The sequence below is a fragment of the Bacillus sp. FDAARGOS_527 genome (genome assembly GCF_003812125.1).
Classification (GTDB): domain Bacteria; phylum Bacillota; class Bacilli; order Bacillales; family Bacillaceae_G; genus Bacillus_A; species Bacillus_A paranthracis.
The window spans coordinates 1,726,954-1,744,269 of record NZ_CP033795.1; the positions used below are offsets into that span (position 1 = coordinate 1,726,954).

Annotated in this window: 18 protein-coding genes and 3 pseudogenes; 11 read left to right on the forward strand and 10 right to left on the reverse strand. The window is 32.7% G+C overall.

Features of this window, described 5'->3' with window-relative positions:
• Window positions 1-65: 65 nt before the first annotated feature.
• The 3 genes from EGX95_RS11255 to EGX95_RS11265 all read right to left on the reverse strand — a co-directional run bounded on the left by EGX95_RS11255 (window position 66) and on the right by EGX95_RS11265 (window position 1,995).
• Window positions 66-368, reverse strand: coding sequence for a DUF3784 domain-containing protein (locus tag EGX95_RS11255; RefSeq protein WP_000012885.1), 303 nt, complete (start codon window positions 366-368; stop codon window positions 66-68).
• 1,072 nt (window positions 369-1,440) lie between these two features.
• Window positions 1,441-1,656, reverse strand: a complete 216-nt coding sequence (locus tag EGX95_RS11260) for a spore germination protein (RefSeq protein ID WP_001138996.1) — start codon at window positions 1,654-1,656, stop codon at window positions 1,441-1,443.
• A 147-nt stretch (window positions 1,657-1,803) separates the two neighbouring features.
• Window positions 1,804-1,995: a hypothetical protein gene (locus tag EGX95_RS11265; RefSeq protein ID WP_000528279.1), complete on the reverse strand. Its 192-nt coding sequence runs from the start codon at window positions 1,993-1,995 to the stop codon at window positions 1,804-1,806.
• A 717-nt stretch (window positions 1,996-2,712) separates the two neighbouring features.
• Here EGX95_RS11265 and EGX95_RS30385 point away from each other — a divergent pair.
• Entirely contained in the window at window positions 2,713-2,883 is a 171-nt protein-coding gene (locus EGX95_RS30385; protein WP_001072109.1) for a hypothetical protein, read from the forward strand.
• A gap of 693 nt (window positions 2,884-3,576) precedes the next feature.
• Here EGX95_RS30385 and EGX95_RS11275 read toward each other — a convergent pair.
• On the reverse strand, window positions 3,577-4,032 hold the full coding sequence (locus EGX95_RS11275) for a hypothetical protein (protein ID WP_000796400.1): 456 nt from the start codon (window positions 4,030-4,032) through the stop codon (window positions 3,577-3,579).
• 207 nt (window positions 4,033-4,239) lie between these two features.
• On the opposite strand from EGX95_RS11275, the gene EGX95_RS11280 reads away from it, so the two are divergent.
• The 5 genes from EGX95_RS11280 (at window position 4,240) to EGX95_RS11305 (ending at window position 8,784) form a co-directional block, all read left to right on the forward strand.
• Complete coding sequence (locus EGX95_RS11280; protein ID WP_000500017.1) at window positions 4,240-4,482, forward strand: DUF3947 family protein; 243 nt, start codon at window positions 4,240-4,242, stop codon at window positions 4,480-4,482.
• Between the two features lie 466 nt (window positions 4,483-4,948).
• Window positions 4,949-6,211: an IS21 family transposase gene (gene istA, locus EGX95_RS11285; protein WP_002073783.1), complete on the forward strand. Its 1,263-nt coding sequence runs from the start codon at window positions 4,949-4,951 to the stop codon at window positions 6,209-6,211.
• A complete protein-coding gene (gene istB, locus EGX95_RS11290; protein WP_000980839.1) occupies window positions 6,208-6,972 on the forward strand; it encodes an IS21-like element helper ATPase IstB in 765 nt (254 codons plus the stop codon). Before istA ends, istB begins: the two co-directional genes overlap by 4 nt.
• Before the next feature lie 722 nt (window positions 6,973-7,694).
• A complete protein-coding gene (locus tag EGX95_RS11300; protein WP_000486796.1) occupies window positions 7,695-7,919 on the forward strand; it encodes a hypothetical protein in 225 nt (74 codons plus the stop codon).
• Window positions 7,920-8,526: 607 nt separating this feature from the next.
• Window positions 8,527-8,784, forward strand: a complete 258-nt coding sequence (locus EGX95_RS11305; protein ID WP_095211490.1) for a hypothetical protein — start codon at window positions 8,527-8,529, stop codon at window positions 8,782-8,784.
• A 66-nt stretch (window positions 8,785-8,850) separates the two neighbouring features.
• Here EGX95_RS11305 and EGX95_RS30745 read toward each other — a convergent pair whose 3' ends face one another.
• The 4 genes from EGX95_RS30745 to EGX95_RS30755 form a co-directional block, all read right to left on the reverse strand.
• Window positions 8,851-9,030, reverse strand: a complete 180-nt coding sequence (locus tag EGX95_RS30745) for a DUF8096 family protein (RefSeq protein ID WP_012580603.1) — start codon at window positions 9,028-9,030, stop codon at window positions 8,851-8,853.
• A gap of 170 nt (window positions 9,031-9,200) precedes the next feature.
• Entirely contained in the window at window positions 9,201-9,422 is a 222-nt protein-coding gene (locus EGX95_RS30750; RefSeq protein ID WP_000265601.1) for a hypothetical protein, read from the reverse strand.
• 140 nt (window positions 9,423-9,562) lie between these two features.
• Complete coding sequence (locus tag EGX95_RS11320; RefSeq protein WP_061184285.1) at window positions 9,563-10,999, reverse strand: IS4 family transposase; 1,437 nt, start codon at window positions 10,997-10,999, stop codon at window positions 9,563-9,565.
• A 108-nt stretch (window positions 11,000-11,107) separates the two neighbouring features.
• The gene (locus EGX95_RS30755; RefSeq protein ID WP_080001936.1) at window positions 11,108-11,305 is read right to left on the reverse strand and encodes a hypothetical protein; all 198 of its coding nucleotides are present in this window, start codon (window positions 11,303-11,305) and stop codon (window positions 11,108-11,110) included.
• Between the two features lie 225 nt (window positions 11,306-11,530).
• Between EGX95_RS30755 and EGX95_RS11330 the strand changes: the two genes are divergently transcribed.
• Together EGX95_RS11330 and EGX95_RS11335 are read left to right on the forward strand one after the other, a co-directional pair.
• Window positions 11,531-11,713: a hypothetical protein gene (locus EGX95_RS11330; RefSeq protein ID WP_002080549.1), complete on the forward strand. Its 183-nt coding sequence runs from the start codon at window positions 11,531-11,533 to the stop codon at window positions 11,711-11,713.
• Window positions 11,644-12,069: pseudogene (locus EGX95_RS11335) on the forward strand (N-acetylmuramoyl-L-alanine amidase); the annotation flags it as partial. The gene EGX95_RS11330 and the pseudogene EGX95_RS11335, both read left to right, overlap by 70 nt.
• Before the next feature lie 48 nt (window positions 12,070-12,117).
• Here the strand turns inward: EGX95_RS11335 and EGX95_RS11340 are convergent.
• Together EGX95_RS11340 and EGX95_RS11345 are read right to left on the reverse strand one after the other, a co-directional pair.
• The gene (locus EGX95_RS11340; protein WP_000459260.1) at window positions 12,118-12,576 is read right to left on the reverse strand and encodes an SMI1/KNR4 family protein; all 459 of its coding nucleotides are present in this window, start codon (window positions 12,574-12,576) and stop codon (window positions 12,118-12,120) included.
• 21 nt (window positions 12,577-12,597) lie between these two features.
• A pseudogene (locus EGX95_RS11345) lies at window positions 12,598-13,341 on the reverse strand (hypothetical protein); the annotation flags it as partial.
• Between EGX95_RS11345 and EGX95_RS11350 the strand changes: the two are divergent.
• From EGX95_RS11350 to EGX95_RS11360, 3 genes and pseudogenes are all read left to right on the forward strand, one after another.
• Window positions 13,329-13,466 (forward strand): annotated as a pseudogene (locus EGX95_RS11350) (TenA family transcriptional regulator); the annotation flags it as partial. The pseudogenes EGX95_RS11345 and EGX95_RS11350 overlap by 13 nt on opposite strands.
• A 393-nt stretch (window positions 13,467-13,859) precedes the next feature.
• The gene (locus tag EGX95_RS11355; RefSeq protein WP_000413146.1) at window positions 13,860-16,247 is read left to right on the forward strand and encodes an RNaseH domain-containing protein; all 2,388 of its coding nucleotides are present in this window, start codon (window positions 13,860-13,862) and stop codon (window positions 16,245-16,247) included.
• 208 nt (window positions 16,248-16,455) lie between these two features.
• Entirely contained in the window at window positions 16,456-17,226 is a 771-nt protein-coding gene (locus EGX95_RS11360; RefSeq protein WP_000732167.1) for a DUF3959 family protein, read from the forward strand.
• Window positions 17,227-17,316: the final 90 nt, after the last annotated feature.

Here is a 17,316-nt window from a genome sequence, read left to right on the forward strand (position 1 = left end):
AATTTAACAAAATAGTTATTTGAATTAGTTTTATCTATAAAAAAAGAGCTATATTAAGACTCTTTTTAAAAAGGTTTATTAATCATTTGTTTTCTAACCAAAACAAAAAATGTACCTGCAACAACACAGGTTGCATAGATTTTGCCACTTATGCCACCAAAAAATTCAAGTCCGAAAGGTAGTAAAAAAGTAGCAATTCCTACTATGTAAGCAAATATGCCGAATAATTTAGCTAGTTTATTTTTATCACCAATAAAAGTAGCATCTTGGTATCCAGCAATAAGAAATAATTGTTTTTTAATATGAATCAGATAACCCATTATTACAATGATTAGACCAACAAGTGTGCAAACTACAAATCCACTCATTATATTCACCTACCTTATTTAAATTTTACCATATTTAGGTTGGTATAGTTATTGTATTAAACAAAAACATGCACAAAAATTGTGCATGTTTAATAAAAAGCTATGTCTTGTCTATGTATATATATGTTTGGTTTATATGAATCGTGAGTCTGTTTGAACAAAAGGGTTATTTATTTCAAATATAAAGAGCGCCTTTTAGGGCGCTTCATGATCAAGACTAATATTGAAAAAGAATACCGCATTATATTTTATGTATGTTCTTACAAAGTGTGCAGTTTAAAAAATCTTTCTTTAGCACAACGAAGCAGCTAGTTAATAAAACTAACTGCTTGTTGTACAAAAGAAACGCTCCGCTTACAGAAATAGTTTGTAACTTTAAGTTACAAAAATAGTATGAACAGGGTTAAAAATGTTATTCAGAAATGAAAGGGAACAAAATAAAAAAGAGCACCATGCATCAGTGCTCTTTAAGATAGGAGGTAACACTTTGAGCTGGATAGTTAGGTTAAAAGTATATGGCGTAGAAGAGAAATAAGACCTGAAATTTATAATTAACTTAATACAAAAAAGCAGTTAACAATCGTTAACTGCTCCGTCCTCAGAGAAAGAGGAAAAGAACATTACAGAGGTCACTGTCAATTCAAGCTGTATCAGCCCATTTATAGTATTGGACATAATTTAGAATTTTATTCGGACAGACAAACTCAAAAAAGGCAGCTAGCAAAAGCTAACTGCTCTGGTGAATAAGAAGAACACAATGGTCATTCGTATTCAACCTTGGTGTACCTATATTATTAACATGTTTTAGAAATTTATTCAATAAAAGAGCAGACAGCAAAAGCTAACTGCTCGACCCTCGATCAAGAGAGCTAGAGTGGGAAGAATTTAAAGCTGATTTTTTTAAGTCCTATATAGTATTGGTGAAATTTAGGGATTTATTCGCGTGAAACATAAAAAAAGCAGCTTGCAAATGCTAACTGCTGTAACCATGGAATGTGGTTTGAAATGGGGTGTCTATAGTATTGACGGAATATTGGGTTTTATTCAGGTGGGGAGAAGGAAATGAATATATTTAGGCTGTTCCAACTTGGCTTTGGTCTGCAACATCCGAATCGAATGTATTTGTTGCACTAACGCAGTTAAATGTATTGAGAACAAAAGCAACATTTGATGCACCTGAACCATTATAAGCTTGTGTATTTTCCTTTGGAGAAACATTATAGAAATCACCTAAGTTGAAAAAACCGTTACTATTTTGTATGACCATATTTCCAACAAAAGATGGCATAATTTTCAACTTCTTTTCTAGAAAGTATTTAAATTAGTATATGGTGTATGCGTCTAGTGGTTCACTTGAGTTATAAAATTTGAAGAGATATTTGTTGAAAACTTAATGAGATAATCATTTTGTTTGGGTATATTTCAATTTGTAACTTTAAGGTTGCTGCATTTTCTTTATTTTTTTAGTTCCTAGAATACAACTAATAATTGCAATCAAAGCACTTGAGGAAATAGAATTTACTGTCCAATAAATTCCGGTTCCAGTAATTAAGTCAATAATTAAAAATTTCTTAATTGATGAACCTTTTATTATATGAAAAACAAATTGATTGTTTCTGTTACCCAATACTGTCACTCCCTTTATCTTTTTTTATAAAAGCATATGACAAGATATACTTCTTCTATTCTTCTTGTCTCACGAAAATTGATTAGGGATCAAAAAAGAGCAGCTACCCAAAGCTAACTGCTCAAAAAAACTTGTTGGAAGCTACTTGAGAAAAGGTAGATCGGTAATAGTACGAACGGAATATTGAGTTTTATTCAGGTAATTACGTTACATGTTTGACGATATAGTCTTTTATTAGTAAAAAAGCTACAAGAAGAAACATTACGTCAATCGAGAACCAAAACATATCTTTTTGAGGTTTTTTAAACTCTGATATTATGGAAAACATTAAAAATAAGGCAACGGCTATTACAATACAGAGTTTAATTATATCAGACATTTATAGCACTCCTAACTTTTAATCTTTTTTATTACATAGCTATTTCCAATGTTGAGGAATTTAAAAAGTGTTTTATGAGAATTCAAACAAAATAACCCTATGAATAGAAAGCGAGGTTTTGAAAATGGAAGATAACGTAAAGCTTTTAGGTGATGATGGGATGTTAGGGATGGAGTACAAGGAAAGACAAATTTATGTATTTAACACAGAGGGCAATGCGATGAATTACTTTCAACAAAAGAACAGGTTCAAGAGGATATTGATTTTCTTGAAGAATGTAAAATGGAAATGAAGTAAAAGTTCAATAGAGTAGATCGAACGGAGGGGAAGCGTATCGTATGAATCAAAAGGAAATTCCAGATAAGGAAATAAGCATTATGTATGAGCGTAGCTTTGCCTATGTTGGAAAACTCAAGAAGAAGTGGGAACGTGAAGGAAAATGGATATGGATAAAAAAATCACTTTTAAAGCTAAGAAGGATATTTATTGGGAGGACTGGGAGCATTTAAGGTTAGTTTTTTCAAGAGGAAATGTGTATCCAGGTACTCTTCATAAAGATGGATGTGTAACAGCAGAAACCCTTTATTATGAAGGAGTTTCCGACTTATATAGATTCTGTAGAAATAATTTAAACCAAAGCGTTATTTTGCATAAAAAAATAGGAGTGCTTGACCAGAGCACCTCATGACACTAACAACACCTATAAGATTATATGAGTACTTTAACTAAATATGCTCAATCCTTATTTAAACAGAAAAAGAACGCCCCGGAAGGCGCTCTTTGAACAAGATTAATATTGAAAAAGTATCGGCAATTAAATTTTATGTATGTTTTTAGTGTGTGTGCAAGTTTGAATAAAATTTTTATTTGGTTAGTAAGTAAAAAAAGAGCACCTGACCAGAGTGCTCCGTCTATTACTATGAACAACAATCCATAATAATATATGTGATTTTTGTTTAGTGTTGATAATTTTTATAGTTTTTACAAAACCCTTATTTGAAAATTAAAGGTCGCCTTTGGAGAAATGCGACCTAATCAAAACTAATATTAAAAAAGAATACTCAAGGTATTGTATATATAGCTTTTAGATAGGTGTAAATTTAGAACAAAATCGTTAAATTAATCGGAAAAATATACAAAAAAAGAGCACCTTGTATAGGTGCCCCTTAGTAAATGTCACAAGATAATCACTACATCCTTATTTAGCTGTAATATTTATCGCAAGAGTTGTTTGCGCTATTACAGCAAATACAGAATGTTTTTTCAACGAATATACTAACACCACCATTTTCGTTAGTTGCATTTGTGAAAATAAGACTTTCAAAATCTTCTACTTGAAATATTCTAGTATCAAGTGCCTCTAGAGTAACAGTAATTGGTCTAGAAGATTTTCTTGTCACAATTGTTACTGTAACAGGAGGGAGACCACCAATAACGAAAAATTGAAGTAATGTTTTATTATGATTATTGGTTAAATCTTCAAAAGCTGTAATTGTTGAGTTAGGGGGAACGAAAATATCTAGTAGTATATTTCCATTTAAATTAACTCCAGTACCGGATATCGTGTGTGTTGCAATAGTACAGTTAGCTTTTTGTTGGTTGGAATTAGATTTCTTTTTATAACATTTTTCACCATGGTTGTAAAAGTAATCAGCCATACTTATCATACTCTCCTTTTTCTTAATATCTTTATATTTTATTTACTGAAAAGGAGGAGTGCTTGTACGAAAGCATAAAATCTACTTTATAAAATTGAATAAAAACGCTATTTGAATAAAAGTTAGTGGGTTAGTTTTTAACACTCATTGAAATTAAAAATCATAACATATTTTGTAATAACTTATATGGAAGTGAGTTGAATAATAATGTTTTATTCACATTTTGATACTCGAGCCAGAATACGGCCGTATGGTACGGTGGGTATCACGTTTAGTGGAATACAAAGTACAATTCAAGCTGCTCAACAAGCATTACAATTACAACAACAAATGCAACAAGGTACACAACCGTACTATTCATCTATGGAGTATTATTACCCAATGTATCACACTATACCATCTGAAATGCCTTTTTCAATGATTCCATATGGAACTGTATACAATTTATAAATAATGTGTCGGGAATGAAGTCAAGTATTTAATAGATTCATTTTCAATACATAATTTTAAACTTGTGATAAAAATTTCATTTTGTCATAAATAAAAAAGCGATTGTTTTCGCAACCACCTTTCAGTAAAACAGAGCAACTTTTTCAAATATAAATTATGAATGATAGTAGAAAAAGTTATGGGATATAATCCCATTTTTATAATTCAAGTGACGAACTTAATTTATAAGAAAAGAATGAATACATTATATGAAAACTTGTCTAACAGGGTTACAAATAAAAGAGCAGCTAGCAAAAGCTAACTGCTCAGGTAATGGAGAAAGATACCCATGTCATCTATAGTATTGACGGAATATTTGGTTTTTGTAATCAACGATTGTAAAATACCCAATAACAACGGTTTTAAATTCCCCAAAAATAACAGATAATCGTTTCGAAACAAACATCAAAGATGGAGTGAAGAAACGGTGCTGAAGATTGGGGAGTTTTTTATGATTAGAGAGTTATTTCAGAAAGGGTGGACGAAAACAGCCATTGCAGAAGCAACAGGCTTCGATCGTAAAACGATCAGCAAATATCTAAAAAGCAATCAGTTGCCGGAACGTAAGGCAAGCGAGCAGCAGAAAGAGAGTAAGCTCGAACCCTATAAGTCCTACATCCTTCAACGAGTCAAAGAAGGAACAACCAACTGTGTCGTACTGTTAGAGGAAATTCAAACGATGGGTTACGAGGGGAAGATGACAATTTTAAGAGACTTTGTTCGTCCTCTTCGTCAACAGCCAAAGAAACAGGCAACCTTACGGTTTGAAACACCACCAGGGAAACAAGCCCAAATGGATTGGGCGTACGTGGGAAAATACTTAGTGAATGGCAATCTGCAAGACATTTATGCATTTGTGATGATATTAGGTTATTCCCGAATGAAGTACGTAGAGTTTACAACCAACATGAATCTCGAAACCCTCATGAAGTGTCATATGAATGCTTTTTCTTACTTTAATGGGGTACCAGAACAAATTCTCTATGATAATATGAAAACCGTTGTAATCAAGCATAGTCCTGTAGAGATTCGTTTCAATCGCAAGTTTGAGGATTTCTTAGCCTACTATGGGATTGTGCCAAAAGCCTGTCGTCCTAAACGTCCGCAAACAAAGGGGAAAGTAGAAAGAACCATTAAGTATTTGAAAGATAACTTCTTTCAGCGAAAACACGAACCAACTTTACATGCATTAAATGAAGCCGTACGTACATGGTTGGATCAGATAGCTAACAAGAAAACCAATCAGACTACTAATGAGTCACCATTTCAACGATTTGAGCAGGAACAGAAGTTCCTGCAGATATGGGGAGTGAAGCCTCTGTTTCCCACTTCACATTGGGAAACCAGAGAAGTCAGTCGGGACTGTGTGGTGTCGTACCGCGGAAAAAGGTATTCAGTTCCTTACCGTTACGCTGGACAAATGGTTAAGATTAAAGAAACACTCGATCATCATTTAGAGATTTACGATGAACGTGAATGTATCGCAAAACATCCGGTTCTTACAGGAAAAGCAACTACTCATATCCGAATGGAACACTATGATGGGCTACATACAAAAGAAAAAGGGCAGAAAGCGAAGAACGTTGAAGATTTGGCGACCGACGGTCTTCACTCTCATACCCCATCTCCAAATGTGGAAAAACGCCCTCTCGCTGCTTACGCAGCACTGGAAGAAGGTGAGTCTGTATGATGAACGAACTCTTATTGGAGCGTTTAAAGAAGCTCGGCTGGCATCATACAGCCAACCAACTTGATAGTTTACTAGAAGACGCTTCTAAGGATAATGTATCATATTCTGAGTTTCTTCACACTATCGTTTTGCATGAAACGGAGCAACAAGATTCTGATCAACTAGAAAAGCGAATGAAACGGGCAAAGCTGCCTTACACCAAAACGATTCATGATTTTGACTTTACATTTCAACCAAGTCTGAGCGAGAAAAGGGTCAAGGAAACCTTAACATGTCGCTTTATTGCCAATGGGGAAAATCGCATATTACTGGGTCCTCCGGGTGTAGGAAAAACTCATTTAGCCGTCTCCTTTGCGATTGAAGCGATTACCCAAGGATATACAGCCCTATTTTTGTCGGCCGACGACTTAGTGGCTCAGTGCCGCAAGGCCAATGATAAAGGGACACTCCAGCGACTCGTAAATCGTTGGAGTCGTCCAGACGTGTTAATTGTAGATGAAGTAGGTTATTTTCCTTTTGATGAACTAACCGCCAATGTTTTCTTCCAGGTTGTTTCAAAGCGATACGAACAAGGAGCAATGATTTTAACATCTAATAAATCGTACCTTGAATGGGGAAAAGTTTTTGGTGACGATGTATTGGCAACGGCTATCTTGGATCGCCTCTTACATCATGCGATTACATTTAACATCAAGGGTGACTCCTACCGTTTGCGAGAAAAGAAAAAAGCAGGAATTTATCCTGCCCAAACAACGATTTAGCCGTTCATAATGGGGAATTTCATTTCGTTGAAATTGGGGAAATTTGAATCGTTGTTGACAGTTTTATTCAAGCGTTAAAAAAAGCCAGGATTTCTCCCAGCAAGTCATAGGGTATTCGTCTATAAACGAATTTACTTATATTGTAACGTAATATCTAACTGTATGAGATGTTAATATTATTAAGTTTTTAACAAGATAATTACATTTATTAACTAATGTTTAAGTCAGTTTTAAACAAAATAATCCTTTTATAAGTAAGTGGATCGAACGGAGGGGAACCATATCGTATGAATCAACCTTCTAGGCATGTAAATGAAAAGGAAATACGGCCTTTCGTGATAGAAGAGTTACAAGAAATGGAAAGGTCTTTTCTAACGTGTTAGTTACCTCAATGTATATGATCTATCTTTTGGCGCCTGGGCGAGGGTGCTTTTTTTATTGCACCTTTTGATGAGGACAAGCATATATTGAAGTGTAGTACAAGTTCACTCGCTTGTATCTATCTCGTTTCAATACTCATAAGAAACTCCTTATCACATTAAGAGAGCACCTACTGGCGCAGGTGCTCTCTTTTTATTGAATAAAATGGACATTTGGATAGAAAACACATCCTTAAAATAACCTTAATTTAACTATGGATTTAATAATACCTGAAAAATAAATGGTATAATTTTCTAAAGAAACTCAAATAAAGTTTATTTTAGAAAAGGGGTAGAGGGAAAATGTTTCAAAAGCTTAAATTTTATTTAATGAGCATATTAATTAGTGCATTTTTAGGTGGGATTATCATAGGTGCTAATTTCTTGGTTCATAACATATATAATTTAGCTGCAGGTAAATTATATCATTTTAATATGTGGTCTTCTATTATTATATTTAGTGTCGTATTCATTTCGGGTTTCTCGTACATGTTAAAGAAGGGACCAGATATACTTGGTAATGATTAAACCAATAGCAATTATTGTAGGCGCTACCGTGATCTGGGTGGCGTCTTGTTTGTTGTTAAAGAAAGATAAGCGCAAACGTGTTGCATTTCGCAAAACAAACGAAAAAAGAAAAGCAAGAATCAAATGATTCCTGCTAAGGTAAAAAATTTAATAATTGAACGATAGAGATAATAAACTCTGGTGAAATATTAATCTCGAATTTAGTGTTCATATAAAAACTCCTCTCTTTATTCAGTGCTTACATGGGTATATACAAACAAAACGCAATTTCGTAACAAAAAAAGAACAAAAATATATATAGTTACTAAGGTGAAGTTTATGTAGAAAATAACGGTGATTAGGTGGTGAAAATGGCGGTTTTAAGCCAATATATAAAATTATGAATATGACCTAAATATCGTAAGTTATGAAAACCATTGATACCAATGCATTTCCTTAGTTGACAGTTTACATAAATAAGATTCTTTTGAGGTGATTTTGTGGGAGTTCATATAAATAAAATAAAAACTCACTTTAAACATTTCTTATAGCTAAGAATACTTATGTAAATAGGGGAAACAGATTTGATTCTTGGAATGAGGGGATAGATGTGGATATAACGCAAAGTATGGCAAGAATAGTTGTTAATGGGATAGATCTTCCGTTTACTTCAGTTAGGACAACTGTATGGATTAATGGACCTGCAAATGATTTAATTGTTACGACTAGACAAAGAGTAAATGAGCTTTATCGTTTTATGTGGTCACGGGTGCCAGTCATGCTAACGATGTATTTTATTCAGGGGGCGGACATAATGAGATTTGCTAGAGTTGCAGGAGTTGATGAAAGTATAACGGGAGAATATATATATCATTTTATTTGGTGATAAGAAAACCTTTAAGTAGCCTAACGACTGGTTTTTATTTTATAAAGAAAAAAGCCCTATCCAGGGTTAGATGATTTTCTTCATGCCACAATGACGGCATTCTCTTAAGAAGATGAAATTTTTAATGGAACTTTTGAATACGGAATTGCCGCAATTATCACAGCGACCGCTGATTTTATCAGGATGTTCTTCGTATGTGTATATTTTGCTCAAATCGTATTTTGGTTCTTGTTCGTTATTTTCCATTCGTTTCACCTACATATCAATCTGATTTTAAACAACTGAATCATAATAATAATAAGTGTTCACGTAGTGGATGCTTTTTATTTTGCAAAAAGAACCTACAAATCTGCAGATTCCCCTGATAATGATTTATGAAGTAAGACCCGAAAATTAATTCAAAATCGTTTGTTAGTTCAATCTGTTCTATAATCATTGTTTCTAATTTTCTTTTTTATATCTAAAAATCCTATAAGCATAATTGCTACCAATACTAATTTAGTCCAATGAAATTTTTGATGGAACATTAGCCCATAGAAGAAGTCACAAGCATATATTAGCCCGATGATGGGGAACAGCCAAATCATAAATTTTAAATCTTTTAAATGGTATTTGTAATTGTTGATTTTTTTCCACATATGTATCAACCCCATGCCCATCAACTTAAGAACGAAAACAAAATGAACTTTCGTTCAAACAAACTAAAAAACACGTAATGTACTTTTGGTATTGAAAAGTACACACACCAAATAAACTCTAACGAGTTTCATTTTAAAAATTATGCAGCTTTCTTTTGTTTTCCAAACCCATTATACTCATAGACAACACCCATAATATCAAAGATAGTTTTCTTCTCATATCGATGAGATTTCCGTCCATTCTTCTGTAGGAGGTCGAACAAACGGATTAAAATCTTTGTTAGATTTTGGGTGTTTCTCTGTATCGCTTGATATAACAGCGATACATGATCTTGAATCATCCCAATGGCTTTATATTCACTTAATTCTCTTTTGTTCTTTTGCAAAAGAAGTTTACGCATCTTAAACATCGTAGAAGAACAGATAAAGATGGCAATAAGTCTTCCATACACATGACATTCTAATCGCTCTTTTTTGATAGTTTGCCAATGATGAATTTGAAATAAGGATTTCCACGTTTTAAAAATAATTTCTATTTGCCAGCGAAGGGAGTAAAAGTCATGTATTTGTTCCATCGGAACAACTCCTTCAGGCGTATTTGAGACATATATGTTGATACCCGTTAATCGTTTACTCTTTTCTGAAAATGTAATACCCTTTTTACTTTCAGTGTAACTTTGTTTTTTTCTACGTTCCTGTATCTGTTTGTCTGTTAAACGATAGATAATTACACGTGTGAATAGTTTTTGATTCTTTCCAATGTAAGCTTCTTTTATTTCGTATGTTTGACCGGGTTTTAAATTGTTCATAATATGTTCTAAATCAACTTGGATATACTGTGATTGCTTTTTTACGGTTCCGTTTCGAAAGTATTCTGGAAACGGATTTTTTACATACACGGTATGGTTTAATTTTAATCTGGATATATAATAAGCACCTCGTTGATCCATTTGATCTAAGTCTTCTAATGAAAAATAACCTAAATCACGGATACATAAATCGCTTGGACGTAATGTGTCTAAGCATTCTGTTCCAAAGGTCTTATCATTATTTTTTCCTGGACCTATCTGAAAGTTTAGAAACTGTCCGCTATGTAAGTCATATTCTAATTGAATCTTGATACCCGCTGTTTGTGCACAACCACCTGATCCAGGATATACATGGGCTAAATGTTTTGGTACTTGGAAAATCGTCGCATCTAAAATACGAATTCGTTGAAAATACATGAGCGCCGCGCTTGAAATGGCCGATGTTTCACAGATTTTACTTTTCCATAATGCCGAAAAAATATATTTCAAAAATTCAACCGCTTTTTTATCAAAGCGTTTATTGAGTCCTTCTGGACTCATAAGAGTGCCTGTGGCCGCATGTAATTGACTGCATAGTCGAACAAGCGAGTCACTCGCTGTACGTTGACTTACCCAAATACATATGGTAGCTAATTCATTTCCAGAAAACTTTCGTTTTCTTTTTACAAAACCTAATTCTTTTGCGAGTTCTTCCAAAAGAGAAGGGGTTAAATGACGATACAGTTCTTCAGAAAATAGTTGTAATTCATCTTGAATCGAAAGATTCATAAAAAATGTCACCCTTTCTAGCTAGCTTTTTAGAAAGAATAACGTTTTTTGTCACTTGGGGGTAGTGAAAATTCTTAAGTTGATGGGCATGTGTATCAACCCCTATTCTTATGATGTTCTGTAGTTTTTCTTGATAATATCTCGCATGTTTAAGATAAAGAATAGAAGGAAAACCAAGGCTATGATACCGTTAACCCAATAGTATGTATGTCCTGTTGTGAATCCAGTATAGAAAGAAAGGGAATTCCAAATTAAAAGGATGGTTGAACAGATAGTAGAGATCAATAATGAACTAAAGTTTCTCATGATTTTCACCTCGATTCAAAATGTTTTAGAACTTATTTATAATTTTACATTTAAATAAATAGATTTTCAAGAAGAGGAATAAAAAAGAACCCGCTGGAGTTCGGGTCCTTTCACAAGTGATGGTGTATTCTCGGCTCGGGAACGGGGAAAAACACAAAAATATAATACGTCTAGTTTTAGAGAATTTCAATACTAAATTAGAGTTATTTCGGAGGAGGATGAAGAATGGTTAATAACAAGTTAGAGATTAATATTAATGTTGATACATTTGAAACATTAAAACAAATTAAGGAAGTAACAGAAGCTACTAATGAATTTGGTGCTATATTAGAGAAGCAGACGGTATCGCCTATATTGAAGGTTACAACGTTAACTTACGTAAAGGATCAGGTACAAGCTATTCTATGATTCGCCAGTTAAACAATCCAGAAGCTTATATTGTATGGACTGAAAAAGATGGCTGGTTAAATCTTGGTGGAGAACAATGGATTAAAAATGATCCATCTTATGTGAAATTCAGTAAGAAAAGCACAGTGATTTCTTCCATTGTAGGGAAGCGTGTTGTTTCAAAGGTTAACAATCTACGTTTCTATGATGCTCCATCTGGGCAGGATAAGGATGTTGCTGGTTTTGTAGATGCAGGTGTAGGATTTACGATTGATGCGAAGGTAAGTGCAAATGGTTCACCACAATATAAGGTGAAAAATAGTAGAGGCAAAACATACTATGTAACAACTAATGAAGCCTATGTACATGTGAAGTAGGAAGAGAGTCTGCTTATATTGAGCAGACTCTCTCTTTGTTTAAAAAGATTAAATATAATAATCAGGATTTTCAACCATTTTATTTATAAATTCCTCTAAAGAATCCGCTATTTTTGTAGAGCTCGAGTAAATAGGACATTGGCCTAATTCATTTTCTTCTTTGAATTTAATTGTTAAAAAATTTAATTCTGTTGCTTCAAAGAAAACCAGCGATTCTTCATCATCAACACCATCTATATTGGGGTTGTATTCATAAATATCTTCCCTTAAACGAAAATCAGAAACCGAAAATGGGTCCATAAATCTATTAAAAAAGAACCTATCTGATGCTTCTAAAAAACCATAACCAATTTCCTTGTAAAAATCTTTTAATTCTTTAGGGAATTTCATTTTTAACAACTCTTCTGCCTCTTCTATTTCCTCACTTTTTAAAGGATAGAAAATAGGTGTTTGGTCAGATTTTACACTTTCATTAGCTACAACATACTTTTTCAAAAAATCAAACATAGCTTTCGTTACCTCCGTTAATTACTTTTTAAAAATTTCTCTTGAGATACTGTCCTTAGCGTGTATACCACCTTGATGTTCATCAGGGTATTTAGCTGGGTGCATATTCCACCATTCATGTTCTCCGCCATGTGCATTTTCAATAAAATGATGTGCATCAAATGGCTTATCAATTCTCCGTGATACTTTACCTCTTCTAGAAATAACTTTCTCCGTATATGTAGGCCATGTTTGGCCTGTTTCTTTTTCCCATTCAGCTATCAGTTTATTTTTTATAGTATTGAACTCAGCCCTTCTTTGATCTACTTCTTCTTTGCTTAATCGTTCATAAGCATTCTTTTCTAAAGCTTCCTGAAGCAATTCTCTTTGATTTTCAGGGATTTTTCTGTTTGTTATTTCTTCTACTTGGCTAAGATATTCTTGGAATCTAGGTGTATTTAAATTACCAGGGTCAGCAAACATAAATGTATTACGTGCATCTTCTAAAGAATTAAAAGAAGTTTTTGGAATATCTCTAAACTCACTAACGCTAGCATATGCAAAGCGATCTCCCATTTGCAATTTATTCGTAAAATGCGAAATACCTTCTGAGAATTTTGCTACACTCGCACCCTTTGCGAGTGTAGTGACTTTGCTTATGCCTTTATCACCAATAAGTCCTAAACCAACTTGAGTTAAAGCATAACTTCCCCATTTTGCACGACTTTCTGCGTCACCATTTATTACATCATTAATAAATGAATCTGACAATACAAGTGACAGAGTCTGACCGCAAAGGAATGAAACAGCATTTTATTATTAGCAGTCAATATGAATATTCATTTTGGGAAATGACTTATACATTAGAGCAGTGGTCAGTGAATAAAGAAGCGAAAAAGGTAATAGGATAGTGAAAAGAGGCTGTCCTAAAAGGTGCTTTTTAGCCAAAACCGAATAGAAAGTGAAAGGAAGAAACGTTGATTTAATAACGTTTCTTCCTTTTCAATTTCATGTGATTTTACTTCGAAAGAGACTTATGAGACAACCTCTTTTATAATCTTTTGTAAAATTATTGTAAATCCCAAATACAATACGTGACTAATATTGTATAATCTTAATATATTATATTTGTTATATAAAAGGAGGGATATGTATGAAAATTTCTTTTAACTTTTATCAGAGTCATGTCATTAATATATAAGTCGGATAAGCGATATTTGCTATTCTTTTAAATAATTAAATTATGTGATAATACTTTAGTTTTTTTGTGATCAAGAAAAATGAAGAAAGGAAGTAATCATTTTATGGAAAAATTAAAGTTGTTAACATTTGAAAATATAGTAGAACCTCTTTTAAACGAAAGTGTATCATTTATATATTTTCCTATTGATTGGCTCGATATTGTAGAGATACATTATAAGACATTTTTATTAACGAGTAAGTTGAAACGATTGAATGAAAGATTATATGATATGTTTTCTGATATATTATTTATTCAACATAATCCATATGTATTGAATGAAAATACACCGTGGATTGTGTGTAAAGAGCCTATTAGAAAAGAACAACTCGATTATATTTTCCAAAGTTGGTATGAGATTATTCATGATTGGAAACCTAATAAATTAATAGAATCGCCAAAATATGAATGGCATTACGATTTAATTTCTAATTTAACAGTACTACATGATAAGGAAGTATATTCTAAATGGGTGCCCGCTTTAATTTCACATATTTTTTGTGAACGTCCTGTACAATTAGAAAATATAAATGAAGAATATATATATTTTTCTCCTCTTAGATCACAAAATATTTGTGAGGCGATGTCAGAGCCTATTAAAGATGAAAAAACACAAGACTATTTCGCCTATGTATTTCGGTTCGAATATATAACGCGCGGAGGAGAGAACATTCCATTATTAAATGTTTCAATAGGAATTCGGAGATTTTATCAAGAATATAACCATCCAGACATTCCTTTGCTATTAAGACGAAAACGGGGCATGATATTAATTTCTACTCCAGAATTTGCATTGAATAATAAGAAATTACGATTTGTAAAACTAAAAGTTCAGCAGGCTACAAACGGCATCAAATGGATTAAGATATTTAGAAATTTAAAAGATGATTTTCGTATAGGTGGAGAAGTTGAATTAGATCATATTCTTCAATATCCGAAAGATTATATGCTGGGAGAAAATCTTAGGGTGTTGCTTCCATACAATGAAAGAATATATAAAGTTCAAGGTACTAAAATAAAACCTGGTATAAAAGTAGAGGAGAGAGAGTATTTATTTAAAGGTTTTCAGCAAAAATTCACTTATTTCACATTACTACCAGAATGCAAAAAGATGGAAACAGATAATAGGAAAGAATTATTCCCTTTAATTGCACCAAAAGGATTAGAGGCTATAACGCTAGAAATATGGTCTGAAAAAATATCGCTGGAAGTAGAACAAGCATTATTTGAAAGTAAAATGGTGTTAGCTCAAATCAGTGAGTCGTCATATGTATTACATGCAGATTCTCCAGTATTGTTAAAAATAGTAAGATGTAATATTGAAAAAGTATTGCAAAATCCATATAAGATGCAATATTGCCAGAAGTATAAAACGAATTTAGTAGAGGATGTTATGAAAGCGGTTTATGCTACTGCAGGTAAGCGCAATGATGCGACATTGGCGTTAATTGCAATGAAAAATTGTGATGGACGTGAAAAAATTGATCCAAAGCAAATTGTTAGAGAAGGATTTGCACGAACAAACCGTATTTCAGCATTTATTAATTTATTTATAGGCCAAAGTGTGTCTCGTAAAACGATTATAAATGGTATTTTGAGTTTATTAGAACAAAAAGGATTTTTAAAACGTAGTTGGAATAAGATAAATTTACCTTGTACATATGTTAATTTATCAATTGAACGAATCTCGAAATTTGATTTCTTACCCATTTTTTCAAAAATAAAAGGAAAAGAAATTTCATATAAATTATATGGGAATATAGAGTGGCAAACGATTGATCGTTTATTATTAAATGTAGACAAACATAACATCTTTTTGCCGCAGCCTTCAAAAAGAAATGATATGGGCATTCAATTTAAACAATTTGTTTCTGAAACATTAGCGGAAATTTTACAACCTGCAAAAGAGCAAAATGAGCAAGTATACTTCATTATAGATGCGAATGTAAGAAAACATTGGATAAAAGAGTTACAAAATGAAAAAATTGATATAGATACTTTCCCTGACATTGTTCCAGATGTGCTAAAGGTTCCAAACTTAAATGCTGTAAGAATAAATACATCTTTTGATGTACCCAAATACGGTGTGATAGAATGTGATGACGTACTAGATAGTACGAGTTTATATATAGATCAAAAGGGAATGTATTATAGCACTGGTGAGTATCTGTGTAATGATAGTGAAACATTGCATCGATATATACTTGAAATATTACCTCTAGGTGTAAAAGCTGTTGAAAGGAACTATATTGCCAAAATGGTACATTACATGTGCTGTAATTCAAGTATGCTTTTGGAAAAGAATATACACATGCCATATTCTATGCATATGGCGAAAGTAATAAAGAGCTATATGACTGATATAGATGCAAGAGAGTTTAAAGAGTTTGATGATGAATTGGATGTAGATATTATAAAAATAGAAAAGAAAGATTCAATTATTCTACTGTAAATAATAATAAACAAATCCTGCTCATTATATCGATCAGGATTTGTCATTTTTTCATGTAAATAAGGATATCTTTTGTCATGTATCTTCTCTTTTATATATTTACTTTATTTCCATACAGGATTAAGATGTTTTTTAGAAATAAAAAACTACACCATGTGGAAAAGCAATATGAATGAATTCAAAAGAACTTGGAAAGGAATGAGGAATTGTGAAGAAATTAGATGTGCTATTCATGCTATTGAGCGGCCTCTTTCCAGTTGCAGGAATTATGAAACAAATCCCACTAGAACAATCTTTATATATTGGAGGCCTTTTATTTTTCACCAGTTTCGGTAGTTATTTTGCGAAAAAAATATATTCACGTATATGTAGCTGGATAGCATATGCGCCATTTATTACACTATTGTTAGTTATTTGGCATCAAGATATTTCAACAAGTTCAATCATAGCGAATGCGAAAATCGCTGCTTGTATCGCTTTAATCCCATGTTTATTCCGTTTTCGTACATATGGGCTTACTTTCGGTTTATTCGCATTATGGGCCGCTTTACTATGGGATATTAAAGAAGTGCAATCGTTAGTCATACTTGAACGTATGTCGAGTTTAATGACAAGTAATTTCAAATATCTTATGCTTTTAGTTGGTGGACTTATATTAGGTGGATTAATTGCTATGTTATTACACCGTAAAGAAGAGGATTATAAAGAAAATATAACTTTATTTCAACAAAAAAAGAAACGTAAAAAGCAATCATTTCAGATTCCGATCCCAAGATTACCGAAATTTAAGTTAAAATTATTTAAGTTTGGTGGCAAAGTATCGAAACAAAAAACGCCTGAAGAAATACGTGAGCATAATTACGAAGAACCAACTGCAGTTGCAACATATGAAATGGCAGAGCAAATACCTCAATATAAAGAAGAGACTGCTCAAGGACAAACAAGGATGGAACGTCGTAGAAATAGGTATAATGCATAAGAAATATTAGTAAGCCTTTAATGATTTATCATTAAAGGCTTTTTTGTAATTACATATAGATTGCTAATGAGAAATTTATAGCATAATCTA